The sequence below is a fragment of the Streptomyces sp. NPDC050703 genome, assembly GCF_040654435.1.
Classification (GTDB): domain Bacteria; phylum Actinomycetota; class Actinomycetes; order Streptomycetales; family Streptomycetaceae; genus Streptomyces.
This window is the reverse complement of sequence record NZ_JBFAHX010000103.1, coordinates 1-2,003: the sequence shown is the minus strand read 5'-3', so window position 1 is coordinate 2,003 and position 2,003 is coordinate 1. Positions and strand designations below refer to the sequence as shown.

The 2,003-nt window shown below is 68.5% G+C and carries 1 protein-coding gene; it reads left to right on the top strand.

Annotated elements, in window-relative coordinates; translation table 11 throughout:
- The coding region (locus tag AB0I16_RS35745; protein ID WP_363253854.1) for a condensation domain-containing protein at positions 1–2,003 on the top strand (2,003 nt) is incomplete at both ends.

Genomic DNA, 2,003 nt, shown 5'->3' with positions numbered 1-2,003 from the left:
GTCCAGGCGGTCGTGGCCGCGCATCCGGGTGTGGGACAGGCGGCGGTGGTCGTACGCGAGGACACCCCCGACGACAAGCGCCTGGTCGCCTACGTCGTTCCGGCGCGCGGACAAGACGGCGTTCCGGAGGATCTTGCCGGCGAGGTTCGACCCTTCGCAGCCGAGCGGCTGCCGGAGTACATGGTGCCCTCAGCGGTAGTCGTCGTGTCCGAGCTGCCGCTGACGGTGAACGGGAAGCTGGACCGCAAGGCGCTGCCGGCTCCGGAGTACACGGTCGGTGCGGGCCGCGGTCCGGCGTCCTTGCAGGAGGAGATCCTGTGCCAGGCGTTCGCCCAGGTCCTGGGCCTCGACCAGGTGGGGGTCGATGACGACTTTTTCGCGCTGGGTGGGCATTCGCTGCTGGCGACGCGTCTGGTGAGCCGTGTGCGTGCGGTCCTCGGTGTGGAGATGGCGCTGCGGACGCTGTTCGAGGTGCCGACGCCCGCGGGCCTCGCGGCGCGGCTGGGTCAGGCCGACGTGGCACGCCCGGCGCTGGTGGCCGAAGTGCGCCCGGAACGCGTGCCGTTGTCGGCCGCTCAGCGCCGGCTGTGGTTCCTGACGCAGTTGGAGGGACCGAACGCGACGTACAACATCCCGATGGGAGTTCGGCTCACCGGCGAACTGAACCGGGATGCGCTCGAGGACGCGTTGCGGGACGTGCTGGAACGTCATGAGGTGCTGCGGACGGTGTTCGCGGTGGCCGACGGCGAGCCGTACCAGCGGATCCTTCCGGTGGAGGAGACCGGGTTCGAGCTGCCCGTCACCGAGGTCGACGCCGGCGAACTGGCTGGTGCGGTCGCGGATGCGGGGAAGCACGCCTTCGACCTGAGCTCCGAGATTCCGCTGCGGGCGCGCCTGTTCTCCGCAGGTCCGCAGGAGCATGTGCTGGCAGTGGTGGTGCATCACATCGCCAGTGACGGTTGGTCGTCCGCTCCGCTTGAGCGCGATCTGACGTCCGCGTATGTGGCGCGGTGTGAGGGACGGGCGCCGGAGTGGCAACCGTTGGCGGTGCAGTACGCGGATTACGCCTTGTGGCAGCGGAAGGTGCTGGGGGACGACGGCGACCCGGAGAGCGTGCTCTCCCGCCAAGTGGCTTTCTGGCGTGAGGCTCTGGCGGGGGTGCCGGAGGAGCTGGCGTTGCCGTATGACCGGACGCGTCCGGTGGAGGCTTCGCACGAGGGGCATGCGGTGCGGCTGGATGTGCCTGCTGACGTGCATGTTCGGTTGCGGGAGGTGGCGCGTGAGCATGGTGTGACGGTGTTCATGGTGTTGCAGGCGGCGCTTGCGGTGACGCTGTCGCGGGTGGGCGCGGGCAAGGACATCCCGATCGGTTCGGCGATAGCCGGCCGTACGGACGAGGCGCTGGACGACCTGGTCGGCTTCTTCGTGAACACCCTCGTCATACGCACCGACCTCTCCGGTGACCCCACATTCGCCGAGGTGCTTGAGCACGTGCGGGAGGCGGGGCTACAGGCCTACGCGCATCAGGACGTGCCGTTCGAGCGTCTGGTGGAGGAGCTGTCGCCGACTCGCTCGGCCGCCCGGCACCCACTGTTCCAGGTGATGCTGACGCTTCAGAACAACGTGCAGGCGGCCGTCAGCCTGCCTGGCGTACGGGCCGCTGGAGTTCCGGGCGACCGGCTCGGGACGGCGACTGCGAAGTTCGACCTGGACGTGGTGGTCACTGAGGCCTTCGACGCGGATGGCGCCCCCTCCGGCCTGGTCGGTCGACTGATCGTGGCTGCTGATCTCTTCGACCCGGAGACGGCTGAGCGGTTGGTGGGTTGGTTCGAGCGGTTGTTGTCGGGTCTGGTGGCGGATCCGGGTGCGGCGATCGGGAGTGTTGAGGTTATTGGTGAGGTTGAGCGCGGGGTGGTTTTGGGGGATTGGGCTGGTGGTGGTGGGGAGTTTGTGGATGGGGTTTCGGTGGTGGAGTTGTTTGAGGCTCAGGTGGTGTTGCGGCC